Consider the following 21,702-nt stretch of genomic DNA (forward strand, 5'->3'; position numbering starts at 1 on the left):
GCACGCCGCCAGCGTTCGTCCTGAGCCAGGATCAAACTCTCCGTGAATGATGACCCGTAATCGGGTGCACACTCGCGTTGAGCGGCACGGCAACCACCGGAATAGGGTGGCCCCGCGCACTGCGTCCTCGCTGTGTTATTTCAAAAGGAATCTCCAACCGATCGATTTCCCGACCGGCCGGGGATGTCAACATATCTGGCGTTGACTTTTGGCACGCTGTTGAGTTCTCAAGGAACGGACACTTCCTTCGGACCGCCTTCCAGCGGACCCTCCGGGCGTTTCGCTCTTTCGTGTTTCCAGCTTATCAGATCCGAGTCCGTGCTCTTCACCGACTTGCTTTCTTCACTGCCTTGTCGGAACCGGCCTGACGGCCCGTCCGACGTTTCAAACCTTAGCCGATCCCCGCTCCGAAAAGCGAATCCGGCGCCGGTCCGAATGCAATTCCTAAAACGCGCACGCCGAATTCGCACCGGGACGCGACAAGACGCGACCCAGCCCGAGCCGGGAGGTGGTGTTTCAAGGGATTGGCCGCTCCGGGACCGTCCGCGCAGACGCGTGTCCGGTGCTCCCTGCCGAGCGACCAGTGAACACTACGCCGAACGGGGAGCGGATGCAAACGAACCGGCCGGCACCTCGGGGAGAGGGGCCGGCCGGTGGTCGGGGCGGGGCGGTTCAGCTGTTGGTGGGGAAGCCGAGGTTGATACCGCCGTGCGACGGGTCGAGCCAGCGCTGGGTCACGACCTTGCCGCGGGTGAAGAACTGGACGCCGTCGGGGCCGTAGGCGTGGGCGTCGCCGAAGAGCGAGGCCTTCCAGCCGCCGAACGAGTAGTAGGCGACAGGGACGGGAATCGGCACGTTGATGCCGACCATGCCGACCTCCACCTCGTTCTGGAAGCGCCGGGCGGCGCCGCCGTCGTTGGTGAAGATGGCCGTGCCGTTGCCGTACGGGTTGCTGTTGATGAGGGCCAGGCCCTCCTCGTAGGTGGAGACCCGGACGACCGAGAGGACGGGGCCGAAGATCTCGTCGCTGTAGACGGACATGCCCGGCTTCACGTGGTCGAACAGGGTGGGGCCGAGCCAGAAGCCGTCCGCGGTCGGGGCGCCGTTGACGTCCTCGGCCGCGATCGCGTGCTTGCGGCCGTCGACGGCCAGCTCGGCGCCGTCGGCGAGGCCGGACTCGACGTAGGAGGTGACCTTGTCGCGGTGCTGGCCGGTGACCAGCGGGCCCATCTCGGAGTCGCCGTTGCAGCCGGGGCCGACCTTCAGCGCGGCGACACGGGACTTGATCTTCTCGACCAGCTCGTCGCCGATCGGGTCGACGGCGACCAGGACGGAGACCGCCATGCAGCGCTCGCCGGCCGCACCGAAGCCCGCGTTGACGGCGGCGTCGGCGCTCAGGTCGAGGTCGGCGTCGGGCAGCACCAGCATGTGGTTCTTCGCGCCGCCGAGGGCCTGGACGCGCTTGCCGTAGCGGGTGCCGGTCTCGTAGACGTAGCGGGCGATCGGGGTGGAGCCGACGAAGCTGACCGACTTGATGTCGGGGTGCTCCAGCAGGCGGTCGACCGCGACCTTGTCGCCGTGCACGACGTTGAAGACGCCGTCCGGCAGGCCGGCCTCCTTCCACAGCTCGGCGAGGAAGTTGGCGGCGGACGGGTCCTTCTCGGAGGGCTTCAGGACGACCGTGTTGCCGGTCGCGATGGCGATCGGGAAGAACCACATCGGCACCATGGCCGGGAAGTTGAACGGCGAGATGATCGCGACGGGGCCGAGCGGCTGGCGGATCGAGTAGACGTCGATGCCGGTGGACGCCTGCTCCGAGAAGCCGCCCTTGGAGAGCTGCGGGATGCCGCAGGCGTACTCCACGACCTCCAGGCCGCGGGCGAGCTCGCCGAGCGCGTCGGAGTGCACCTTGCCGTGCTCGGAGACGATGATCGACGCGAGCTCGTCCTTGCGGGCGTTGAACAGTTCGCGGAAGCGGAAGAGCACCTGGGTGCGCTTGGCCACGGACGAGCGACGCCACTCGGCGAACGCCGAGGCCGCAGCGGCGACGGCCTGGTCGACCTCGGCGATCTCGGCGAAGTCGACCTGGCCCGACACCTGTCCGGTGGCCGGATCGAAGATGTCACCGCGGCGGGGCGCGGCGCCGGCGGTGGCGACGGGGGCGCCACCGATCCAGTGGGTGACGTGCTTGTTCGGGCTGGACTTGCTCAAGATCGTCTGCCTCCGAAGTCCCGTGCGGTGTGTGGGCCGCCGGTACGTGGTAACGGCGCCGCCCGGCTTCGTCCGGACGACGGGATCACGGGGCTCCCGCGCTCGTAATCCAGTCTGCGGACCCTGCCGCCGGGCCTCAACGAGCAGCGTGACGGGGAACGGAGATTCACCCTTACAGGTCGTCGGGCTGCTCCGCCTCGACGTCCTCCAGATAGGGGTCGTGCAGCCCGTCGTCGTCCTCCCGGACCTCCATCAGGTCCAGTCGGAGGTCCTGGGCCCAGGCCTGGGCCCAGGCCGAACGGGCCGCGGCGTCCGGGTGGACGGGCGCGGCCGCGGACTCCAGCCGGTCGGCGAGCACCACCGGCTGGAACTCCTCGTCGAGTGCGCCGGCCAGGGCCAGCAGCTCGCCCTCGGAGAAGGGGCCGCTCAGCACGTGCAGGGCTGCGAGGTCCTCCGACAGACCCCGGTCGCAGAAGCGGAGCACGGCGAGCGCCGCGGCGTCCGGCAGCGCGACCACCGGGACGGGGGCGCCGGGGAGCAGCACGGCAGGGTGCCGCAGGGGTTCCTTGCGCAGTTCGATCGGGCAGGGCGTGCCGGTCAGCTGGATCTGGCGCGGGGTGCCGGGCTGGACGCCGGCGCGGTGGCCGGCCGCGCGGAGGTGTTCGGCGAGGCCGGCGGCGATGTCGGCGAGGGGCGGGCCCTCGGCGGTGACGAGGACGAGTCCGGTGGAGCGGGTGGCGGGGAGGCCGTGGGCGGCGAGCGCGTCGGGGCCGGCGAGGGCGAGGGCGTACCGGAGGCAGAGCGGCTGGGCGGTCTCCAGCAGCCGGAGGTGCTCGTCGGAGAGCGCGCTTGCGGTCATGGGACCAGTCTGGCGCGGTTCGCCCTCGGGGTGGCGTTGCGGTGACCCTGCGGGTGGGCGGTTCGGTCGACGGGTGGGCGGTGCGGCCGGCGGGTCACGGGAGGCCGGTGAGTCGGGCGGCGGCGTCGTGGAGGGCGAGTTCGAGGCGGCGGGGGTCGACGAGCCGGCCGGTGCCGTCCGGGGGGATCAGCCAGTGCAGGGCGCGGTCGGTGCCGTCCGGGTGGGGGACGGTGAGGGCGGTGCCGTGGCCGAGGGTGCGGATGCCGGAGCCGAGCCAGCCGTCGGCGGTGCCGGTGGGGACGAGGAAGGCGACGGTGCCTGCGGTGCGGTCCTGGAGGACGGGGCCCGGTCCGGGGAGGCGGGCGAGGGCGTCGAGGGCGGTGCGTCCGAACGGGCCGGAGGTGAGGACGGCGTCCCACTGGCGACCGGCGGGCAGCGGGGCGGGGTGGCGGCCGGTCCGTTCCCAGGTGCGCAGGAAGGCGCGCGGGTCGGGGGCGGCCGCGGCGAGCCAGGCTGCGGCGGTGCGGGCGGTGGGCGGCATCGGTGCTCCTCGGGGGGGACGGGTCGGGGTCGCTCACCGGGGAGAGGGCGGTGGGTGCGGGTTCTTACACGGTTTCGGCGGTTCTCGGCCCGGGCGGACCCGGTTTCGGCGGTTCTCGGTCCGGGCGGACGCGGACGTACCGCGGGGCGCATCCGGGCCGGGTGGCCGGGGTGCGCCCCGCGGTGGCGCCGACGGTCGGGCCGGCGGTGGGGTCAGCTGTCGAAGCCGAGGCCGAGGCGGTCCAGGGTGCGCAGCCAGAGGTTGCGCCGGCCGCCGCGGCGGTCGGCGCGGTCGAGCGACCAGCGGGTGAGTTCGATGCCGGCCCAGCGGACGGGTTCGGGCGGGAAGGGGAGCGGCTTCTTGCGGACCATCTCCAGTTCGGTGCGTTCGGTGCGTTCGCCGGAGAGGAGGTCGAGCATGACCTCGGCGCCGAAGCGGGTGGCGCCGACGCCGAGGCCGGTGAAGCCGGCGGCGTAGGCGACGCGGCCGTGGTGGGCGGTGTCGAAGAAGGCGGAGAAGCGGCTGCAGGTGTCGATGGCGCCGCCCCAGGCGTGGGTGAAGCGGACTCCTTCGAGCTGGGGGAAGGTCTCGAAGAACTGCCGGGAGAGGGTGCGGAAGGTGTCGGGGCGCTGGTCGTGCTCGGCGCGGACCTTGCCGCCGTAGTGGTAGATGGCGTCGTAGCCGCCCCAGAGGATGCGGTTGTCGGCGGAGAGCCGGAAGTAGTGGAACTGGTTGGCGCTGTCGCCGAGGCCCTGGCGGCCGCGCCAGCCGACGGCGGCCATCTGCTCGTCGTTGAGGGGTTCGGTCATGAGGGCGTAGTCGTAGACCGGGACGATGTAGGGGCGGACGCGCTTGAGCAGGGACGGGAAGACGTTGGTGCCGAGGGCGACGCGGCGGGCGAAGACCCGGCCGTAGGGGGTGCGGACGGCCATGCCGGTGCCGTGTTCGACGAGGGTGAGGGCCTTGGTGCGTTCGTGGATGCGGACGCCCTGCCGGAGGCAGGCCTTCTTGAGGCCCCAGGCGAGTTTGGCGGGGTGGACCATGGCGACGCCGTCGCGGTCCCAGAGGCCGCCGAGGAAGGTGGGCGAGTCGACCTCGCGGCGCACCTGGTCGGCGTCGAGGACGGTGGTGTCGAGACCGTGTTCGGCGAGGGCCTCGGCGACCTCGTGGAGTTCGTCGAGCTGGTGGGGTTCGGTGGCGACGTCGATCTCGCCGGTGCGCTCCCACTCGCAGTCGAGGTCGTACTTCTTGACGGCGTCCTCGATGGCGTCGAGGTTGGCGCGGCCGAGTTCTTCGAGCCGGTTCAGTTCGGCGGGCCAGCGCTGCAGGCCGTTGCCGAAGCCGTGGGTGAGGCTGGCGGCACAGAATCCGCCGTTGCGCCCGGAGGCCGCCCAGCCCACCTCGTCCGCCTCGACGAGGACGACGTCCTGCGAGGGGTCGCGTTCCTTGGCGAGGAGCGCCGTCCACAGGCCGGAGTATCCGCCGCCGACGACCAGCAGGTCGCAGGTGGTGTCGCCGACGAGGGCGGGGAGGGCCTCGGGCCGACCCGGGTCCTCCAGCCAGAACGAGGTGGGTTTGACGTCACTGAGCGCACGGGCGGAGTCCATGCCGTATCAGCCGCTTTCTGGTGGTCGTTCGGGCTTCGGTCAGTAGAACGGGGAGGAGGAGTGGTGTGGCATCAGGCGCGGGCCTTCCGGCGGTTGCCGATCCACTGTCCGGCGACGGTGAGGACGACGGCCGCGAGGAACATCGCGGTGCCGATCACGTTCACCTGGACGGGTATGCCGCGCTGCGAGGCGCCCCAGACGAACATCGGGAAGGTGACGGTGGTGGGGCCCGAGTTGAACTGGGTGATGATGAAGTCGTCGAAGGAGAGGGCGAAGCTGAGCAGCGCGCCGGCGGCGATGCCGGGGGCGGCGAGCGGCAGGGTGATCTTGAGGAAGGTTTGCACCGGGGTGGCGTAGAGGTCCTGGGCGGCCTGTTCGAGGCGCGGGTCCATGCTCATGACGCGGGCCTTGACGGCGGTGACCACGAAGCTGAGGCAGAACATGATGTGCGCGATCAGGATCGTGGTGAAGCCGAACGGGATGCGCATGTTGAGGAAGAGCGTGCCGAGCGAGGCGGCCATGACGACCTCGGGCATGGCCATCGGCAGGAAGATCAGCCCGGTGGTGGCGGAGCGGCCGCGGAAGCGGTAGCGGGCCAGGGCGAAGGCGACCATGGTGCCGAGGATCGTGGCGCCGGCGGTGGCCGCGAGGGCGAGCTGCAGGCTGAGGACGAGCGAGCCGCACATGTCGGCGACGCCGCAGGGGTCCGTCCAGGCGTCGGTGGAGAACTGGGCCCACTCGTAGTTGAACTTGCCGGCGGGCTTGTTGAACGAGAAGAGCAGGACGACCAGGTTGGGCAGGACGAGGTAGGCGAGGGCGAGGACGCCCGCGAGGGTGACGAGGTTGCGGCGCAGCCAGCTGGACACCTTGTTCATCAGACCAGGTCCTCCGTTCCGGCCTTGCGCATGTAGACCGTCACCACGCCCAGGATCAGGGCCATCAGGATGAAGCTCAGGGCTGCCGCCGTGGGGTAGTCGAGCACGTTGAGGAACTGCTTCTGGATGCCGTTGCCGACCATCTGCTCGCTGGGGGAGCCGAGCAGTTGGGCGTTGATGTAGTCGCCGGAGGCGGGGATGAAGGTGAGCAGGGTGCCGGCGACGACGCCGGGCAGGGAGATCGGGAAGGTCACCTTGCGGAAGGTGGTGAAGGGCTTGGCGTAGAGGTCGCCGGCGGCCTCGTGCAGCCTGGGGTCGATCCGCTCCAGCGAGGTGTAGAGCGGGAGAATCATGAACGGCAGGAAGTTGTAGGTGAGGCCGCAGACCACGGCGAGCGGGGTGGCGAGGACGCGGTGGCCGGCGGTGAGGCCGAGCGCGTCGGTGAGGTCGAGGACGTGCAGGGTGTTGAGCGCGCCGACCACGTAGCCGCCGTCGGACAGGATGGTCTTCCAGGCCAGGGTGCGGATCAGGAAGCTGGTGAAGAACGGCGCGATCACCAGGATGAGGATGACGTTGCGCCACCGCTTGCCGGCCTTGAAGGCGATCGTGTACGCGAGCGGGTAGCCGATGGCGAGGCAGAGCACGGTGGCGGTGGCGGCGTACGCGAAGGAGCGGACGAAGTGCCACTTGTACTCGGTGAAGGCGTCCCAGTAGGTGGCGAAGTGCCAGGTGACGCGGAAGCCCTCCTCCAGCGAGCCGGTCTGCAGGGAGGTGGAGCCCTGGTAGACCATCGGCACCGCGAAGAAGACCACGAGCCAGGCGATGCCGGGCAGCAGCAGCCAGTACGGGACGAGCTTGCGCCGGGTGCGCCGGGGCGGCGCGGGGGGTGCGGCGTCCCGGAGCGGCGCCGTCTCGGTGGTGGTGGTCACGCGTCCTCCTCCGCGGTGCCGGCGTCGATCGCCTGGGAGGCGTCGAGCGCGAAGGAGTGGGCGGGGTTCCAGTGGACCTGGACGGTGGCGCCGGGGACGATCCGGCCGTCGCGCTCCATGTTCTGCTCGAAGACGGCGATGTCCTGGCCGGTGCCGGTGCGGACGGTGTACTGGGTGGAGACGCCGATGAAGCTGGAGTCGACGACGGTGCCGACCAGGCGGTTGCGGTCCTCGGGGACGTCCGTGGAGGAGTGCGCGATGGTGATCTTCTCGGGGCGGACGCCGAGGTGGACCTTGGTGGCGTCGGTGGCGCAGCGGGCGCGGGGGACGGCGAGGCGGGTGCCGCCTGCGCTGAGCAGGAGCTCGTCGCCGGAGTTCCCGGTGACCTCGGCGGGGATGAGGTTGGACTGGCCGAGGAAGTTGGCGACGAAGGTGGTCGCGGGGTTCTCGTAGAGGTCGGCGGGGGCGCCGAGCTGCTCGATGCGTCCGCCGTTCATCACCGCGATGGTGTCGGCCATGGTCATGGCCTCCTCCTGGTCGTGGGTGACGTGGACGAAGGTGATGCCGACCTCGGTCTGGATGCGCTTGAGTTCGAGCTGCATCTGGCGGCGGAGCTTGAGGTCGAGGGCGCCGAGCGGTTCGTCGAGCAGCAGGACCTGCGGGTGGTTGATGAGGGCGCGGGCGACGGCGACGCGCTGCTGCTGGCCGCCGGAGAGCTGGTGCGGCTTGCGGCGGGCGAGCGGGCCGAGTTCGACCAGCTCCAGCATGTCCTCGACCTGCTTCTTGACGTCCTTCTTGCCGCGGCGGCGCAGGCCGAAGGCGACGTTCTCGTAGATGTCGAGGTGCGGGAAGAGCGCGTAGTTCTGGAAGACGGTGTTGACCGGCCGCTTGTACGGGGGCAGGGCGGTGACGTCCTGTCCGCCGATGAGGACGGTGCCGGAGGTCGGGTCCTCCAGGCCGGCGATCATGCGCAGGGTGGTGGTCTTGCCGCAGCCGGACGCGCCGAGCAGGGCGAAGAAGGAGCCCTGGGGGATCGTCAGGTCGAGGGGGTGGACGGCGGTGGAGCTGCCGTAGGTCTTGCTGATGCCGGTGAGCCGTACGTCGCCGCCCGAGGGGGTTTCGGCGGGGCCGGTGGCCTTCGCGGTGGTGTCGGTCGCCTGGTCGGTCATGGTGTGCGGGTCCTATCTCCGAGGCCGGTGGTCGGGGGCGCGGGTCAGGCGCCGATGAGCTTGGAGAACCTGTCCTCGAAGTCGCTCTCCTCGGCCTCGCCGAGGCTGCGGAAGTTGTGGACCTTGGCGGCCATCTCGGGGGTGGGGATGACCAGGGGGTTGGCGGCGGCGTCGGCGTCGAGCTTGGCGAGTTCGGCCTGTGCGCCGGTGACCGGGGAGACGTAGCCGATGCCCGCGGTGAGCCGGGCGGCTATCTCGGGCCGGTAGTAGAAGTCGATGAGCCGTTCGGCGTTGTGCTTGTGCTGGGCGCGGGCCGGGATCAGCATGTTGTCGGTCGACGCGACGTAGCCCTTGTCCGGGACGACGAACTCGATGTCGGGGTTGTCGGCCTTGAGCTGGATGAGGTCGCCGCCCCAGGCGACGCAGGCGGCGATGTCGCCGGAGGACAGCTCCTGGCCGTAGTCGTTGCCGGTGAACTTGCGGATCTGCTTGCTGTCGACGCCCTTCTGGAGGCGGGCGATCGCGGCGGCGTAGTCGTCGGCGGTGAACTTCGCCGGATCCTTGTCCATGTCGAGCAGGGTCATGCCGATGGTGTCGCGCATCTCCGACAGGAAGGTGACGCGGCCCTTGAGCTCGGGGTCGTCGAGCAGCTGGGAGACGCTGGTGACGGCCTTCCCCTTGGTCGCCTTCTTGTTGTAGGCGATGACGACCTGGATGCCCGCCCACGGGTAGGAGTAGAGGCGGCCCGGGTCCCAGTCGGGGGCGCGGAAGCGGGCCTCCAGGTTGGTGATCGCGGTGGTGATCCGGGACTGGTCGAGCTTCTGCACCCAGCCGAGGCGGATCAGCCGGGCGGCCATCCAGTCGGTGAGGACCATGACGTCGCGCCCGGTGTCCTGGCCGGCGGCGAGCTGCGGCTTGACCTTGCCGAAGAACTCGACGTTGTCGTTGACGTCCTCGGTGTACTTGACCTTGACGCCGGTGGCCGCGGTGAAGGCGTCGAGGGTGCCGTGCTTCTGCTCGTCCTTGGGGTCGACGTCGACGTACAGCGGCCAGTTGGAGAAGTTGACGACCTTGTCGGTGTCGGAGAGGTCCTTCGCGGCGGCGTTGGCGGCCTCGCCCGAGGTGCCGTTGGTGCTCTTCGCCGGCGGGATGCCGCAGGCGGTGAGGGTGCCCGCGCCGGCCGCGAGCGCACCGGCGCGCAGCACCGTCCTGCGGCTGAGGGCGGCGCGGCCGCTGGTGAGGCTGCGTTCCCAGGCCTTGCGGACCGGCTCCGGCAGGCCGTCGGTGATCTCGTTCAGCTGCATGCGGGGACACCCTCCTGAGGGGGGCTCGGGCGTGGGGGGACGGACGGGGTTATCGGTCCCCGAAGATCGTGCGGTGCCAATCCTTGCGGGCCACCGCGGTGGTGTCGTACATGACGTGCTTGACCTGGGTGTACTCGTCGAGGGAGTACTGCGACATGTCCTTGCCGTAGCCGGAGGCCTTGTAGCCGCCGTGCGGCATCTCGCTGATGATCGGGATGTGGTCGTTGACCCAGACGCAGCCGGCCGCGATCTCGCGGGTGGCGCGCAGCGAGCGGTGGACGTCGCGGGTCCAGGCGGAGGCGGCGAGGCCGTAGGGGGTGTCGTTGGCGAGCCGCAGGCCCTCCTCGTCGCTGTCGAAGGGCAGGACGACGAGGACGGGGCCGAAGATCTCGCCCTGGACGACCTCGCTGTCCTGGGCGGCGCCGGTGATCAGGGTGGGCTGGTGGTAGGCGCCGAGGGTGAGGTCGGAGCCGTCGTGGCCCTTGGTGCCGGTGCCGCCTCCGGTCACGACGGTGGCGCCGTCGCGGCGGGCGCGCTCGACGAAGCCGGCGACGCGGTCGCGGTGGGCGAAGGAGACCAGCGGGCCGAGGTCGGTCTGCGGGTTGCGCGGGTCGCCGAGACGGACGGCGGCGTACAGGTCGGCGACCCCGGCGACGAAGGCGTCGTAGAGCGGGCGCTGGACGTAGGCGCGGGTGGCGGCGGTGCAGTCCTGGCCGCTGTTGATGAGGGAGGCGGCGACCGCGCCGTGCACGGCGGCCTCCAGGTCGGCGTCGTCGAAGACCACGAACGGGGCCTTGCCGCCGAGTTCGAGGTGGGTGCGCTTGACGGTGGCGGTGGCGAGTTCGGCGACCCGCTTGCCGACGGCGGTGGAGCCGGTGAACGACACCATCGACACCGCGGGGTGGGAGACGAGGTGCTCGCCGGCGGTGCGGCCGGCGCCGGTGATGACGTTGACGACGCCGTCGGGGATGCCGGCCTCGGTGCACGCGGCGGCGAACATCAGCGAGGTCAGCGGGGTGAGCTCGGCGGGCTTGAGGACGATGGTGTTGCCCGCGGCGATCGCCGGGAGGATCTTCCAGGCGGCCATCTGCAGGGGGTAGTTCCAGGGCGAGATCGAGCCGACCACGCCGATCGCCTCGCGGCGCACGTACGAGGTGTGGTCGCCGGAGTACTCGCCGGCGGCCTTGCCCTCCAGGTTGCGGGCGGCGCCGGCGAAGAAGGCGGTGTTGTCGATCGTGCCGGGGACGTCGAACTCGGTGGAGAGCTTGATCGGCTTGCCGGTCTGCGCGGTCTCGACGCGGGCGAACTCCTCGGCGTGGTCGGCGAGGACGCCGGCCAGCCGGCCCAGGGCCTCGGCGCGGGTGCCGGGGGTGGCGCGGGACCACTCGGGGAGGGCGGCGCGGGCCGCGTCGACCGCGGCGTCGACGTCGGCGGGCGAGGCCAGCACGACCTCCTCCACGGTGCTGCCGTCGGCCGGGTTGACCACCCGGAACCGCTCGTCGCCGCTCCCTGTGACCACCCGCCCGGCGATGTGCTGCGCGCCGGCGCTGAAGCTGGTCAGGTCCATCTGCTGTCCTCCATGTGCCCGGTGGTTCGGCTTCCGCGCGCCGGGCGCGGAAGCCGCTGCACGCCCATGCTTCCTCGGCGGTGCGGCGATGCCCGTACGCCATGGCCGGAGACTGGTCCAGTCGCCGCATAGCAGACGGAGAGATCCGAAGCGGTGGTTCACCGGGATTGCGCGATCCTGACAGGCCCAGTTTTCTTCCACAAGGGATTCCGCTGTTGCCTTCTGGTTACGCTGCGGATTCCGCTGCCGCGTCCCGGTTTTCGCCACTTCCGATTGCCTGACCATGCCGTCTCGGGCGATCGGGTGACAAGGGTCACTCCGACAGGCCCGGCGGCAAGGGGTTTACAGGGTGCAAGGCGGCGCGGCGGGTGGGCGGGCACCGCGCCGAGGCAAGATTTCCCTGACAACCCTGATCAGCTGGAGGCCCGCGATGCTCCCCACCGTCGCCCGGGTGCTGGACCTGGACGTGATGCGGCGCGGACTGCCCGACGTGGTGGCCGGTGCGGACCACCTGGAGCGGCCCGTCCGCTGGGTCCACGTGAGCGAGCTGCCGGACGTCGCCGGCGTCCTGCAGGGCGGCGAGCTGGTGCTCACCACCGGCATCGCGCTGCCCGAGCAGCGCGAGGGCCTGGCCCGCTACGTCCACGAGCTCGCCGACGTCGGCGCCGCCGGCCTGGTCGTCGAGTTCGGCCGCCGCTACTTCGACTCGCTGCCGCGGGCGCTGGTCAACGCCGCCGAGCAGCGCGGGCTGCCGCTGATCGCGCTCCGCCGCGAGCTGCGCTTCGTCGCCGTCACCGAGGCGGTGCACGCCCTGGTGGTCAACGCCCAGCTGGAGCAGTTGCGCACCTCCGAGGCGGTGCACCAGGTCTTCAACGAGCTGGCGGTGGAGGGCGCCGAGCCCGCCGAGGTGGTGCGGCAGGTGGCGCAGCTGGCCGGTGCGCCGGTGGTGCTGGAGAACCTGGCGCACCAGGTGCTGGCGCACGAGAGCGCCGGCCGGCCGGAGGCGGAGCTGCTGGAGGGCTGGGAGGCGCGTTCGCGCGGGGTCCGCCCGCCGGGCCGCACCGGGCACGACCCGCGCAGCGGCTGGCTGGTCACCGCGGTCGGCGCGCGCGGCCAGGACTGGGGTCGGCTGGTGCTGATCGGCGGGCCGGGCGCGCTGCCGGAGGGCACCGCGCACCCGCACGCGATGATGCTGGAGCGCGGCGCGGCGACGCTGGCGCTGAACCGGCTGGTGGTGCGCGACCGGGAGAGCCTGGAGCGGCAGACCCACCGCACGCTGCTGTCGGGCATCCTCACGCACGCCCTGACGGTCAGCGAGGTCGCGCTGCGGGCGCAGGCGCTGGGGGTGCCGCTGGAGGGGCGGCGGCTGGTGGGCGTGGTGCTGCGGCAGCGCCGCGGGGCGGTGCCGGCCGCGCTGGAGGCGCAGGCCCGGCTGCGGGACTTCACCGAGCTGGCGGCGACGGCGATCCGCGGCTGCCGGCTGTCGGCGCTGGTCGGCGCGCTGGACGACGAGGGCGTCGGGATGCTGATCGCGCTCGGTTCTCAGCAGGACGAGCACGCGGCGCTGGAGGCGTTCGCGGCGGCGCTGCGCAAGCTGGTGGCGGACGGTGCGCGGGACGCGGCGGCGCCGCCGCCGGAGCCGGTGGTCGCGGTGGGCTCCTCGGTGGGGTCGGTGCGCGACGCCCGGCGCACCCTGCTGGAGGCGACCCAGGTCGCGGACGCGGCGCTGCACGACGCGCCGGGCGGCCGGGCGGCCGCCTACTACCGGCTGCCGGACGTCCGGCTGCGCGGTCTGCTGCACCTGCTGCGCGACGACGAGCGGCTGCAGACGTACGTGGAGCGCGAGCTGGGGCCGCTGCTGGCGTACGACGCCGAGCACGGCGGCCAGTTGGTGCGGATGCTGCGGATCTACCTGGAGCAGGGCCGCAACAAGTCGGCGGCGGCGGACGCGGCGCACCTGTCCCGGCCGTCGTTCTACGACCGGCTGCACAAGGTGGAGCGGATCCTCGGGGTGGACCTGGACCAGGTGGAGTCCTGTCTGTCGCTGCACGTGGCGCTGCTGGCGCTGGACGCGGTGCGCCGCTGAGCGCGGGCGCGACGCAGCGGCCCCGGGGCGGTTGCCCCGGGGCCGCTCCCGTGGGTGCGTCAGACGGTGTGCGCGTCGGTGAGGGTGAGGACCTCGTCGAGGATCGCGAGGCCGGCCTTGGCCTCCTCCGCGCTGACGGTGCACGGCGGCACCACGTGGAAGCGGTTCATGTTGACGAAGGGCCACAGGCCGCGCTGCTTGCAGGCGGCGGCGAGCTCGGCCATCGGCGCGTTGGCCGGTCCGGCCGCGTTGTAGGGGACCAGCGGCTCGCGGGTCTCGCGGTTCTTGACCAGGTCGAGCGCCCAGAAGACGCCGAGGCCGCGGACCTCGCCGATCGAGGGGTGCCGCTCGGCGAGCTCGCGCAGGCCGGGGCCGATCACGCTCTCGCCGATCCGCTTGGCGTTCTCGACGATGCCCTCCTCCGCCATCGCCCCGATGGTGGCGACGGCCGAGGCGCAGGCCAGCGGGTGGCCGGAGTAGGTGAGGCCGCCGGGGAAGACCCGCTCGTCGAAGGTGGCGGCGATCTCCGGGTTGATGGCGACGCCGCCGAGCGGGACGTAGCCGGAGTTGACGCCCTTGGCGAAGGTCAGCAGGTCCGGGGTGATGCCCCAGTTGTCGGCGGCGAACCACTCGCCGGTGCGGCCGAAGCCTGCCATCACCTCGTCGAGGATGAAGACGATGCCGTGGCGGTCGCAGATCTCCCGGACGCCCTGCAGGTAGCCGGGCGGCGGGATCAGCACGCCGGCGGTGCCGACGACCGTCTCCAGGATGATCGCGGCGACGGTGGCCGGGCCTTCGAAGGCGATGACCTGCTCCAGGTGGGCGAGCGCGCGCTCGCACTCCTGCGCCTCGTTCTCGGCGTGGAAGACCGAGCGGTAGGCGTAGGGGCCCCAGAAGTGGACGATGCCGGAGACGCCGGTCTCGTTGGCCCAGCGGCGGGGGTCGCCGGTCAGCGCGATGGCGTTGGCGGTGGCGCCGTGGTACGAGCGGTAGGTGGAGAGCACCTTCTGACGGCCGGTGTGCAGGCGGGCCATCCGGATGGCGTTCTCGTTGGCCTCGGCGCCGCCGTTGGTGAAGAAGATCTTGTTCAGCTCGCCGGGGGTGCGCTCGGCGATCAGCCGGGCGGCCTCGCTGCGCGGCTCGACGGCGAAGCCGGGCGCGATGGTGCAGAGCTTGGCCGCCTGCTCCTGGATCGCGGCGACGACCTTCGGGTGCTGGTGGCCGATGTTGGTGTTCACCAGCTGGGAGGAGAAGTCGAGGTAGCGGTTGCCCTCGTAGTCCCAGAAGTAGGAACCCTCTGCGCCGGCCACCGCGAGGGGGTCGATCAGCGCCTGGGCGGACCACGAGTGGAAGACGTGCGCGCGGTCGGCGGCCTTGACGGCCTGGCCTGCGGCTGAGTCAGCGGTGGGGATGCTCATGCGGCCAGCCTAGGGAGCACGGGGGTCGCGAGGCAGTTGCACCATGTCACCCGATCGGCGCGTCGCCGTGACAGGGTGGCAAAGCGCGGGGGCGCGGGCGGCCGCGCTGTGCGCGCAGCTGCCCGCGCCCCCTGGGTGCGCCGGTCGCGTCGGTCGGTCAGATCGCGGTCATGACGTGCTTGACGCGGGTGTAGTCCTCGAAGCCGTAGGAGGACAGGTCCTTGCCGTAGCCGGACTTCTTGAAGCCGCCGTGCGGCATCTCGGCGACCAGCGGGATGTGGGTGTTGATCCAGACGCAGCCGAAGTCCAGGCGGCGGGACATCCGCATGGCGCGGGCGTGGTCCTTCGTCCAGACGGAGGAGGCGAGGGCGTACTCGACACCGTTGGCATAGCCGACGGCCTGGTCCTCGTCGGTGAACTTCTGCACGGTGATGACCGGGCCGAAGACCTCGCGCTGGATGATCTCGTCGTCCTGCAGCAGGCCGGAGACGACGGTCGGGGCGTAGAAGTAGCCCTTGTCGCCGACCCGGTGGCCGCCGGCCTCGACCTTGGCGTGCTCGGGCAGGCGGTCGATGAAGCCGGTGACCTGGGCGAGCTGGTTGGCGTTGTTCAGCGGGCCGTAGAGGACGTCCTCGTCGTCGATGCCGCCGGTCTTGGTGTCGGCGGCGGCCTTGGCGAGGGCCTCGACGAAGGCGTCGTGGATCGACTCGTGCACCAGGACGCGGGTGGCGGCGGTGCAGTCCTGGCCGGCGTTGAAGAAGCCGGCGACCGAGATGCCCTCCACGGCCTCGGCGATGTCGGCGTCCTCGAAGACCACGACCGGGGCCTTGCCGCCGAGCTCCAGGTGGACGCGCTTGACGTCCTTGGAGGCGGACTCGGCGACCTGGATGCCGGCGCGGACGGAGCCGGTGATGGAGGCCATCGCCGGGGTGGGGTGCTCGACCATCAGCTTGCCGGTCTCGCGGTCGCCGCAGATGACGTTGAAGACGCCGGCCGGCAGCTCCATGTCCTTGAGGATGCCGCCGATGATCTCGGCGAGCAGCACGGTGGAGGCCGGGGTGGTGTCCGAGGGCTTGAGGACGACGGTGTTGCCGGCGGCGATGGCCGGGGCGAACTTCCAGACCGCCATCATCATCGGGTAGTTCCACGGCGCGACCTGGGCGCAGACGCCGACCGGCTCACGGCGGACGATGGAGGTCATGCCGTCCATGTACTCGCCCGCGGCCTTGCCCTCCAGCAGGCGGGCGGCGCCGGCGAAGAACCGGATCTGGTCGACCATCGGGCCGATCTCCTCGGAGAGGGTCAGCCCGCGCGGCTTGCCGGTGTTGCGGCACTCGGTGTCGACGATCTCGTCGGCCCGGGCCTCCACCGCGTCCGCGATCTTCAGCAGGAGCTTCTGGCGGGTCGAGGGGGTGGCGTCGCGCCACACGGGGAAGGCCTCGGCGGCGGCGGCCATCGCAGCGTCGACGTCGGTGGCGCCGGAGAGCGGGGAGGTCGCGTACACCTCGCCGGTCGTCGGGTCGATCACGTCCAGCGTGCGGCCGTCCGCCGCATCGACGAACTCGCCGTTGATGTAGTTGCGCAGCGTACGAAGGTCGCTCACGGGTCTCTCCTCGGTCTGGGCCTGCGGCGTTGCAGAATCCGGCGCCAGGGTACCTCCGGCGCACGGCTGGCCGGGTCGGACCGGCCGCGGTCCACTGGGGGTGTGTGCACGCCTGCGTGTGTACGTGGTCCAGGCTACCCAATGACCGACGGTATCGACAGGCTTCATCTCCGGACGCAACGCAATCCGCATGCAATTTTGGAAACAGCGACGAAATCAGCACGACGACGGCTTGCGTGCCGCGCGGCGATCGTGCACAGTGGCGACGTGGCCAACCGCGACCGGAACGCCAGCGTTCCCCTCGACGCCGCCTCCAAGGCGATCATCGAACAGCTCCAGGAGGACGGGCGCCGCCCGTACGCCGCCATCGGCAAGGCCGTCGGCCTGTCGGAGGCCGCCGTACGGCAACGCGTCCAGAAGCTGCTCGACCAGGGCGTGATGCAGATCGTCGCCGTCACCGACCCCCTCACCGTCGGCTTCACCCGGCAGGCGATGGTGGGGATCCGGGTTGAGGGTGACATCGAACCGGTCGCGGACGCCCTGGCCGCGTTCGACGAGGTCGACTACGTCGTCTGCACCGCAGGCTCGTTCGACCTGCTGGCCGAGCTGGTGTGCGAGGACGACGAGCACCTGCTCGAAATGATCAACAAGCGCATCCGCGCGCTTCCCGGCGTGCGGAGCACCGAGAGCTTCGTTTATCTGAAGCTCCGGAAACAGACCTACACCTGGGGCACCAGATGACAGCCGACCCGGCGCAGAAGGACCTTTCCAAGACCGCCTACGACCACCTGTGGATGCACTTCACCCGCATGTCGTCGTACGAGAACTCCCCCGTCCCCACCATCGTGCGCGGTGAGGGAACCTACGTCTGGGACGACAAGGGCAGGAAGTACCTCGACGGCCTCGCCGGCCTGTTCGTGGTCCAGGCCGGCCACGGCCGCGAGGAGCTCGCCGAGGCGGCTGCCAAGCAGGCCAAGGAGCTCGCCTTCTTCCCGGTCTGGAGCTACGCCCACCCGAAGGCCGTCGAGCTCGCCGAGCGCCTGGCGAACTACGCCCCGGGCGACCTGAACAAGGTGTTCTTCTCGACCGGCGGCGGCGAGGCGGTCGAGACCGCCTGGAAGCTGGCCAAGCAGTACTTCAAGCTGACCGGCAAGCCGACCAAGTACAAGGTCATCTCCCGGGCCGTCGCCTACCACGGCACCCCCCAGGGCGCCCTGTCGATCACCGGCCTGCCGGGCCTGAAGGCCCCGTTCGAGCCGCTGGTGCCCGGCACCCACAAGGCTCCCAACACCAACATCTACCGCGCCCCCGAGTACCTCCAGGGCCCGGACGGCACCGTGGACCCGGAGGCCTACGGCCGCTGGTGCGCCGACCAGGTCGAGCAGGCCATCCTCTTCGAGGGCCCGGACACCGTCGCCGCCGTCTTCGTCGAGCCGGTGCAGAACGCCGGCGGCTGCTTCCCGCCGCCGCCCGGGTACTTCCAGCGCCTGCGCGAGATCTGCGACCGCCACGACGTGCTGCTCGTCTCGGACGAGGTCATCTGCGCCTTCGGCCGCCTCGGCACCATGTTCGGCGCCGACAAGTTCGGCTACCAGCCCGACATGATCACCTGCGCCAAGGGCATGACCTCGGGCTACTCCCCGATCGGCGCCACGATCATCTCGGACCGCATCGCCGAGCCGTTCTACAAGGGCGAGAACACCTTCCTGCACGGCTACACCTTCGGCGGCCACCCGGTGTCCTCCGCGGTGGCGCTGGCCAACCTCGACATCTTCGAGCGCGAGGGCCTCAACCAGCACGTGCTCGACAACGAGTCGCGCTTCCTGGGCACCCTGGACAAGCTGCGCGACCTGCCGATCGTCGGCGACGTCCGCGGCAACGGGTACTTCTACGGCATCGAGCTCGTGAAGGACAAGACCACCAAGGAGTCGTTCAACGACGACGAGGTGGAGCGCGTCCTCTACGGCTTCCTGTCGAAGGCGCTCTTCGACAACGGCCTGTACTGCCGCGCCGACGACCGCGGCGACCCGGTCGTCCAGCTGGCCCCGCCGCTGATCTCCGACCAGTCGACCTTCGACGAGATCGAGCAGATCCTGCGGGTCAGCCTCACCGACGCGTGGGCGAAGATCTGACCCTCCTCCCACCCTCCGCCAGGGCGGTCCCGGTCCACCGGGGCCGCCCTTCGGCGTGCCGGGGTGCCGAACTCCGGATCCGACCGCCGGAATCACGGCGATTTGCCCGGAGATGGGCCAGTGTGCCGCAACCGCACCGCGACCTGTTCGTTCTAATCTGACGACTGTCATATCCCGACAAGGCACCAGGACGGTTCTCCATGTCAGCGGCCCCGCCCGACAACGACGTGTTGTGGGCCCGAGGGATCGTCAAGTCCCACCACGGCACACCCGCCCTGCGCGGAGTCTCGCTCGCCGTCCGGGAGGGCGAGGTGCTCGCCGTCACCGGCCCCCGCGGCTCCGGCAAGAGCACCCTGCTCGGCTGCCTCTCCGCCCAGCTGCCGGTCGACGAGGGCGAGGTCTGGTTCCACAGCGCCCCCGTGCACACCCTCGGCCGCACCGGTCGCGAGAAGCTCCGCCGCGAGCGCTTCGGCTGGGTCGGCTCCGAGCCCCACCTGGTGCCGGAACTGACGGCCCGCGAGAACACCGCCCTGCCGCTGCTGCTCGCCGGCACCGGCCACCGCGCCGCGTACACCGCCGCCGCCGAATGGCTCGAACGCCTCGACGTCGCCGACTGCGCCAAGCGCCGCCCCGCCGAGCTGACCCAGGCCCAGCGCCAGCGGATCGCCGTCGCCCGGGCCCTCGCACCGCTGCCCCGGGTGGTCTTCGCCGACGACCCGGGCGCCCCCCTGCACCGCGAGGAGCGCGAGCAGGTGCTGCGCATACTGGCGAGCGCCGCCCGCTCGCACGACCTCACCCTGCTCCTGGCCACCCACGACCCGGAGCCGGCCGGCCAGGCCGACCGCACCCTCACCCTGGTCGACGGCCGGATCGCCGGCACGTCCACCACCCCGGCGGGCACCGCCGACGGCAGGACCGCGGGCTCCACCGCCAGCGGCTCCACGGCCGTCACGGCCGCGCGCTGAGAGCCGGGAGGACGACGTTGTTCCCACTCCGACTCGTCAGGGGCTACCGGGCACTCGACCTGGCCCGCTGGCTGCTCACCGCGGCCGCCGCCGCGACGGCCGCCGCCTTCCTGCTGCGCTCCCTCGGCCGGGCCCTCGGCGAACCCGCCGCCACCTCGGTGCCCCGGCTGCTCTGGTGCCTGCCCGCGCTGGCCGCGGTCGGCTGGCTCTCCGCCGCCGCCGCCCGCGCCGTGCCCGCCCAGCACCCCGAACGGATCGCCGGCCTCACCGCGGCCGGCTACGGCCCCGTCCGCATCCGGCTGCTGATCGCCGTCGAGACCGCGCTCGCCGCCGCGCTCGGCAGCGTGCTCGCCCTGCTGCTCTTCCTCGTGCTGCGCAACGACATCGCCGGCCCGGGGCTCGCCGCCGACGTCGGCCTCGGCAGCTCGCTGCCGGCCGCCGCACCGGTCACCCTGCTCGTCCTCGTGCCGCTGGTCGCCGGCTGCGCGGCCGCCGCGGCCGTCCCGCTGACCGACGCGCTCCCCGGCCGCACCGCCGTGGCCCGCAGCACCGGCTTCCACCCGGCGCGGATCGCCGTGCCCGTCGGATTCACCGTCGTCGGCATGGCCCTGGAACTCTACGGGCTGCGGCCCGGCGCCGAACAGGACGGCCGGCCCGTCGACCTGCCCGCCCACCTCGGCTCGGTCGGCACCGCCGCGCTCATCGGCTGGGCCCTCACCGCCCTCGGGCTCGCCCTGCTCACCGCGCCCCTGCTGGCACTCGCCGGCCGGGTGCTGGCCCTGCGCCGGCCCGGCCCGGTGCGGCTGCTCGCCGCCCGCTCGCTCACCGCGGAGGCCCGGCCGCTCGCCGGCCCGCTCGCGGTGCTCGTCCTCGGCCTCGCCGTCCTCGTCGCCGCGCTCGGCTACGGCGACGAGCCCGACCTGCCCGTCCGCGCGGCCGTCCTCCTGGTCACCGGCTGCGCGGCCGGCGCCGTGGTCGCCCGCGCTCTGGAGATCCGCGCGGCCCGTCGGGAGGTGACCGCCGCCCTCGTCCGGCTCGGCACCGAACCGGCGACGCTGCGCGCGGCCGTCGCCGTGCAGGCCGCCGCCGCGGTCGGCGTGCTGCTCGTCACCGGCGGCCTGACCGCGCTGTTCGCCGCGGCCTGTCTGGTCTGACACCGGACGCCGGAAGGGCGGTGGACACCCGTCGGGTGTCCACCGCCCTTCCGTTGCGCTTCTCCCCGCGGGCCGATCAGCCCGCGGCGGCCAGCTGGCCGCAGGCGCCGTCGATCTCCTGGCCGCGGGTGTCGCGGACGGTCGTCGGCACGCCGTGCGCCTGCAGGCGCCGGACGAACTCCCGCTCGTCCTCCGGGCGGGACGCAGTCCACTTGGACCCGGGCGTCGGGTTCAGCGGGATCAGGTTCACGTGCACCCGGTGGTTCTTGATCAGGCGGCCGAGCAGGTCCGCCCGCCACGCCTGGTCGTTGATGTCCTTGATCAGCGCGTACTCGATGGAGATCCGGCGGCCGGACTTGTCCGCGTAGTTCCACGCGGCGTCCAGCACCTCGTCGACCTTCCACCGGGTGTTCACCGGCACCAGCTCGTCGCGCAGCTCGTCGTCGGGCGCGTGCAGGGACAGCGCCAGGCGGCAGCTGAGGCCCTCGTCCGCGAAGCGGTGCATGGCGGGCACCAGGCCGACGGTGGAGACGGTGATGCCGCGCTGCGAGAGGCCGAAGCCGTCCGGCGCCGGGTCGGTGAGCCGGCGGATCGCGGCCAGCACCCGGTTGTAGTTGGCGAGCGGCTCGCCCATGCCCATGAACACCACGTTGGAGAGCCGGGCCTCACCACCCGGAACGGCACCGGTCTTCAGGTCCCGCATGCCCGAGGCGATCTGCTCCACGATCTCCGCGGTCGACAGGTTCCGGGTCAGGCCCGCCTGGCCGGTCGCGCAGAACGGGCAGTTCATGCCGCAGCCGGCCTGCGAGCTGATGCACATGGTGACCCGGTCCGGGTAGCGCATCAGCACCGACTCGACCAGGGTGCCGTCGAAGAGCTTCCACAGCGTCTTGCGGGTGGCGTCGTCGTCGCAGGACACGTGCCGGACCACCGACATCAGCTCGGGCAGCAGGCTCTCGGTGAGCTTCCCGCGGCTGGCCGCCGGGATGTCCGTCCAGGTCTCCGGGTCGTCGGACAGCCGGCCGAAGTAGTGGTTGGACAGCTGCTTGGCGCGGAACGGCTGCTCGCCCAGCTCGGCGACGGCCTCCTTGCGCTCGGCGGGGCTGAGGTCGGCGAGGTGTCGCGGGGGCTTGGCGCCGCGCGGCGCGACGAAGGTCAGTTCTCCGGGCTTAGGCATGGTGCATCCAGTGTCGCAGATCGCCGGAGCTCGCCCGTGTCCCACTTGGGCCGGAGCCGTCGGTCCTGGTCGTCGTTTGTCATCGTTGGCTGGCCTCCCACGGCC

Annotated in this window: 17 protein-coding genes; 5 read left to right on the forward strand and 12 right to left on the reverse strand. The window is 71.7% G+C overall.

Annotated elements, in window-relative coordinates; all coding sequences use genetic code 11:
• Positions 1-672: 672 nt before the first annotated feature.
• The 9 genes from ABD353_RS20435 to ABD353_RS20475 form a co-directional block, all read right to left on the reverse strand.
• Positions 673-2,211, reverse strand: coding sequence for a CoA-acylating methylmalonate-semialdehyde dehydrogenase (locus ABD353_RS20435; protein WP_344625096.1), 1,539 nt, complete (start codon positions 2,209-2,211; stop codon positions 673-675).
• Positions 2,212-2,383: 172 nt separating this feature from the next.
• Complete coding sequence (locus tag ABD353_RS20440; RefSeq protein WP_344625097.1) at positions 2,384-3,070, reverse strand: hypothetical protein; 687 nt, start codon at positions 3,068-3,070, stop codon at positions 2,384-2,386.
• Between the two features lie 94 nt (positions 3,071-3,164).
• The gene (locus ABD353_RS20445; RefSeq protein WP_344625098.1) at positions 3,165-3,611 is read right to left on the reverse strand and encodes a hypothetical protein; all 447 of its coding nucleotides are present in this window, start codon (positions 3,609-3,611) and stop codon (positions 3,165-3,167) included.
• 212 nt (positions 3,612-3,823) lie between these two features.
• The gene (locus ABD353_RS20450) at positions 3,824-5,218 is read right to left on the reverse strand and encodes an NAD(P)/FAD-dependent oxidoreductase (protein ID WP_344625099.1); all 1,395 of its coding nucleotides are present in this window, start codon (positions 5,216-5,218) and stop codon (positions 3,824-3,826) included.
• A 71-nt stretch (positions 5,219-5,289) separates the two neighbouring features.
• The gene (locus ABD353_RS20455; RefSeq protein WP_344625100.1) at positions 5,290-6,093 is read right to left on the reverse strand and encodes an ABC transporter permease; all 804 of its coding nucleotides are present in this window, start codon (positions 6,091-6,093) and stop codon (positions 5,290-5,292) included.
• Complete coding sequence (locus ABD353_RS20460) at positions 6,093-7,022, reverse strand: ABC transporter permease (RefSeq protein ID WP_344625101.1); 930 nt, start codon at positions 7,020-7,022, stop codon at positions 6,093-6,095. The genes ABD353_RS20455 and ABD353_RS20460 overlap by 1 nt, the downstream gene beginning before the upstream one ends.
• Positions 7,019-8,191, reverse strand: a complete 1,173-nt coding sequence (locus ABD353_RS20465; RefSeq protein ID WP_344625102.1) for an ABC transporter ATP-binding protein — start codon at positions 8,189-8,191, stop codon at positions 7,019-7,021. The genes ABD353_RS20460 and ABD353_RS20465 overlap by 4 nt, the downstream gene beginning before the upstream one ends.
• 44 nt (positions 8,192-8,235) lie before the next feature.
• A complete protein-coding gene (locus ABD353_RS20470) occupies positions 8,236-9,495 on the reverse strand; it encodes a polyamine ABC transporter substrate-binding protein (protein ID WP_344625103.1) in 1,260 nt (419 codons plus the stop codon).
• 49 nt (positions 9,496-9,544) lie between these two features.
• The gene (locus ABD353_RS20475) at positions 9,545-11,062 is read right to left on the reverse strand and encodes a gamma-aminobutyraldehyde dehydrogenase (RefSeq protein ID WP_344625104.1); all 1,518 of its coding nucleotides are present in this window, start codon (positions 11,060-11,062) and stop codon (positions 9,545-9,547) included.
• A 430-nt stretch (positions 11,063-11,492) separates the two neighbouring features.
• On the opposite strand from ABD353_RS20475, the gene ABD353_RS20480 reads away from it, so the two are divergent.
• A complete protein-coding gene (locus tag ABD353_RS20480) occupies positions 11,493-13,148 on the forward strand; it encodes a PucR family transcriptional regulator (protein ID WP_344625105.1) in 1,656 nt (551 codons plus the stop codon).
• Positions 13,149-13,207: 59 nt separating this feature from the next.
• On the opposite strand, the gene ABD353_RS20485 is transcribed toward ABD353_RS20480, so the two are convergent.
• Complete coding sequence (locus ABD353_RS20485; RefSeq protein WP_344625106.1) at positions 13,208-14,566, reverse strand: aspartate aminotransferase family protein; 1,359 nt, start codon at positions 14,564-14,566, stop codon at positions 13,208-13,210.
• A gap of 157 nt (positions 14,567-14,723) precedes the next feature.
• On the reverse strand, positions 14,724-16,169 hold the full coding sequence (locus tag ABD353_RS20490) for a gamma-aminobutyraldehyde dehydrogenase (RefSeq protein WP_344625107.1): 1,446 nt from the start codon (positions 16,167-16,169) through the stop codon (positions 14,724-14,726).
• 267 nt (positions 16,170-16,436) lie between these two features.
• Here ABD353_RS20490 and ABD353_RS20495 point away from each other — a divergent pair, with 267 nt between their 5' ends.
• From ABD353_RS20495 to ABD353_RS20510, 4 genes are all read left to right on the forward strand, one after another.
• Positions 16,437-16,910 carry an Lrp/AsnC family transcriptional regulator gene (locus tag ABD353_RS20495; RefSeq protein ID WP_043175796.1) on the forward strand — a complete coding sequence of 158 codons (474 nt, stop codon included), beginning with the start codon at positions 16,437-16,439 and terminating at the stop codon, positions 16,908-16,910.
• A complete protein-coding gene (locus ABD353_RS20500; protein ID WP_344625108.1) occupies positions 16,907-18,301 on the forward strand; it encodes an aspartate aminotransferase family protein in 1,395 nt (464 codons plus the stop codon). The genes ABD353_RS20495 and ABD353_RS20500 overlap by 4 nt, the downstream gene beginning before the upstream one ends.
• Positions 18,302-18,501: 200 nt before the next feature.
• Positions 18,502-19,266: an ABC transporter ATP-binding protein gene (locus tag ABD353_RS20505; protein WP_344625109.1), complete on the forward strand. Its 765-nt coding sequence runs from the start codon at positions 18,502-18,504 to the stop codon at positions 19,264-19,266.
• A 17-nt stretch (positions 19,267-19,283) separates the two neighbouring features.
• Positions 19,284-20,420 carry a hypothetical protein gene (locus ABD353_RS20510; protein WP_344625110.1) on the forward strand — a complete coding sequence of 379 codons (1,137 nt, stop codon included), beginning with the start codon at positions 19,284-19,286 and terminating at the stop codon, positions 20,418-20,420.
• Between the two features lie 76 nt (positions 20,421-20,496).
• Here ABD353_RS20510 and rlmN read toward each other — a convergent pair whose 3' ends face one another.
• Positions 20,497-21,597 (reverse strand): dual-specificity RNA methyltransferase RlmN, encoded by a 1,101-nt coding sequence (gene rlmN, locus ABD353_RS20515; RefSeq protein WP_344625111.1) that lies wholly within the window; start codon positions 21,595-21,597, stop codon positions 20,497-20,499.
• Between the last annotated feature and the right edge of the window lie 105 nt (positions 21,598-21,702).

Origin of the sequence: Kitasatospora arboriphila (assembly GCF_039528095.1) — a bacterium.
In the GTDB taxonomy this organism is placed as follows: domain Bacteria; phylum Actinomycetota; class Actinomycetes; order Streptomycetales; family Streptomycetaceae; genus Kitasatospora; species Kitasatospora arboriphila.